This window comes from Pseudomonas sp. GP01-A4 (genome assembly GCF_058780865.1).
The window spans coordinates 1-2,496 of record NZ_JBYSWF010000146.1 but is presented as its reverse complement, the minus strand read 5'-3'; the positions used below and the strand labels follow the sequence as shown (position 1 = coordinate 2,496).

The window sequence follows — 2,496 nt, the reverse complement described above, 5'->3', positions numbered from 1 at the left end:
CGAATGCGGTGGGTCAGTTCCAGATGTGTTAACTGATACACCGCATTCGCGAGCAAGCCCGCTCCCACATTTGAGCTGCGGTGTCTTGGGAATCGTCGTTTACTGGGCCAGCCAGCCACCGTCGATATTCCACGCCGCGCCCCGCACCTGGCTGCCGGCTTCGCTGCACAGGAACAGCACCAGCTCCCCCAATTGCGGCGGCGTCACGAACTCCAGCGACGGCTGCTTCTCCGCCAGCAAATCCTGCTGCGCCTGCTGCGGGTCAACTCCGCTGGCAATGCGGTCATCAATCTGCTTCTGCACCAGCGGCGTCAGCACCCAGCCCGGGCAGATGGCATTGCAGGTGACATTACTCTGGGCGGTCTCCAGGCCCACCACCTTGGTCAGCCCGATCACCCCGTGCTTGGCAGCGACGTAAGCCGCCTTGCCCATCGAACCCACCAGCCCATGCACCGAGGCGATATTGACGATCCGCCCCCAACCCTTGGCTTTCATGCCCGGCAGGCTCAAACGCGTGCTGTGGAACACCGACGACAGGTTGATCGCAATGATCGAATCCCAGCGCTCCACCGGGAATTCGTCCACCGGCGCCACATGCTGGATCCCGGCGTTGTTCACCAGGATGTCGATGCCGCCAAACTCGCGCTCGGCGTAGGCAATCATCTCGGCGATCTGCGCCGGGTCGCTGACGTCCGCCGGGTGATGCCCGACCTTGCCGCCGAAGGCCTGCACCTGGGCGATCACCGCGCTGGCGTCGCCAAAGCCGTTGAGGATCAGGTTGGCGCCGGCCTTGGCCAGGCTCAGGGCGATGCCCAGGCCGATGCCGCTGGTGGAGCCGGTGACCAGGGCGGTCTTGCCGTTCAATGTCGTCATATCAACCTCACACAATGCCGGTGGCGTAGAAAGTACCAATCACCACGAACACCGCGAGGGTCTTGATGATCGTGATGCCGAAAATATCTTTATAGGCTTCGCGGTGGGTCAGCCCGGTGACCGCCAGCAGCGTGATCACGGCGCCGTTGTGGGGCAGGGTGTCCATGCCGCCGCTGGCCATGGCCGCGACCCGGTGCAGTACTTCAAGGGGGATATTGGCCGCATGGGCCGCTGAAATAAAGCTCTCCGACATGGCCGCCAGCGCGATGCTCATGCCGCCCGAGGCGGAACCGGTGATGCCGGCCAGCAGGGTCACGGTAATCGCTTCGTTGACCAGTGGGTTGGGAATGCCCTTGAGCCAGTCCGCCAGCACCAGGAAGCCCGGCAGCGAGGCGATCACCGCACCAAAACCGTATTCCGAAGCGGTGTTCATCGCCGCCAGCAGCGCGCCGCTGACGGCACTCTTGCTGCCCTCGGCGAGCTTGCTGCGAATCGCCGAGAAGCCGAACACCAGCACCACGATAATCCCCACCAGCAACGCCGCCTGCACCGCCCAGATTGCCGTGAGCTTGGCGACTTCGGTCTGCACCGGCGCGCTCATGCCCGGCAGGCTGAGGGTGTGGGTCTTGCCGTACCACAGCGGAATCCAGTGGGTGAACAGCAGGTTCATGAGGCCCACCAGCAGCAGCGGCGACAGCGCGATCCAAGGATTGGGCAGCTTGATGTCTTCGGCGGTTTCCGGCTCGTTGCGCAGCTCGGTCCCATAGCCTTCACCGGCGCGCTGGGCCTTGTTGCGCTGGCGGGCCAGGTACAGCATGCCGGCGCAGAACACGAAGATCGTGCCGATCAGCCCCAGCCACGGCGCGGCCCAGGCGGTGGTGTTGAAGAAGGTGCTGGGGATGATGTTCTGGATCTGCGGCGTGCCGGGCAGGGCGTCCATGGTGAACGAGAACGCGCCGAGGGCGATGGTCGCCGGCAGCAAGCGCTTGGGGATATTGCTCTGGCGGAACATCTCGGCCGCAAACGGGTACACCGCGAACACCACCACGAACAGCGACACGCCGCCGTAGGTCAGCAGGGCGCACACCAGCACGATCACCAGCATCGCCTGGCGCGTGCCGAGCAACTGGATCGCGGCGGCGACGATTGAGCGCGAGAAGCCGGAGATTTCAATCAGCTTGCCGAACACCGCGCCGAGCAGGAATACCGGGAAATACAGCTTGAGGAAGCCGACCATTTTCTCCATGAACACCCCGGTGAACGCGGGAGCGACGGCGGAAGGGTCGGTGAGCAGCACAGCGCCGAGGGCGGCGATGGGGGCGAACAGGATGACGCTGTAGCCACGGTAGGCGGCCAGCATCAGCAGCGCCAGGGCCGCTAGGGCAATGATCACACTCATGGTGTGTCTCCATCTGATTGTTATTTTTGTGGGGGTGAGGCGGTGGGGAGGGGCTTTAGCGAGATGTGTGCCAAGTTATTAACCTGTTGAAATATATAGAGAAATTCTTGATCTGTGAGAGTGTTCTCAAGTTTTGTCCCGAATTTGAGACTGTTGGAGATCAAATGTGGGAGCGGGCTTGCTCGCGAATGCGGTGTATCAGGCAGTAATTCAGGCACTGACAC

General features: G+C 62.8%; 2 protein-coding genes. Both read right to left on the bottom strand.

All coding sequences use genetic code 11. From position 1 onward, the window contains the following. Window positions 1–99 precede the first annotated feature (99 nt). Window positions 100–873, bottom strand: coding sequence for a 3-hydroxybutyrate dehydrogenase (locus AC3WKX_RS34200; protein ID WP_102606531.1), 774 nt, complete (start codon window positions 871–873; stop codon window positions 100–102). A gap of 7 nt (window positions 874–880) precedes the next feature. Beyond that, on the bottom strand, window positions 881–2,272 hold the full coding sequence (locus tag AC3WKX_RS34195) for a GntP family permease (protein ID WP_102606532.1): 1,392 nt from the start codon (window positions 2,270–2,272) through the stop codon (window positions 881–883). Window positions 2,273–2,496 lie beyond the last annotated feature (224 nt).

Excerpts from the sequence above, each read along its gene's own strand:
- AC3WKX_RS34195 (WP_102606532.1), bottom strand. The coding sequence starts at position 2,272 with ATGAGTGTGATCATTGCCCTAGCGGCCCTGGCGCTGCTGATGCTGGCC.
- AC3WKX_RS34200 (WP_102606531.1), bottom strand. The coding sequence starts at position 873 with ATGACGACATTGAACGGCAAGACCGCCCTGGTCACCGGCTCCACCAGC.